The 241-nt window shown below is 71.0% G+C and carries 1 pseudogene; it reads right to left on the reverse strand.

Annotated elements, in window-relative coordinates:
* A pseudogene (locus ASU23_RS12125) lies at nt 1-241 on the reverse strand (IS21 family transposase); the annotation flags it as partial.

Below are 241 nucleotides of genomic sequence, written 5' to 3' on the forward strand. Positions count from 1 at the left end.
GCCGTCCCCAACGCTCTGTCGACTGCGTCCGGGGAGTGCAGCTTCGAAAGGTCCACGGCCTCGGCCATCTTCGCCCTGATGCGGCGCGCTCCCGCGGCGGCAGCCTCGACCAGCCAGCTGTTGGCACCCTGGCCCAACTGTAGGAAGGCGAGCTCGGCGGCGGTACGAGGCTTGGGCACCCGGTCGGCGGCGTCGCGGTCTGGGCGGGGTGGGTAGTGGTCGTTGTCGAGGACCGGTGAAC

The sequence above is a fragment of the Rhodococcus sp. KB6 genome, from assembly GCF_001445685.1.
Taxonomy (GTDB): domain Bacteria; phylum Actinomycetota; class Actinomycetes; order Mycobacteriales; family Mycobacteriaceae; genus Rhodococcus_F; species Rhodococcus_F qingshengii.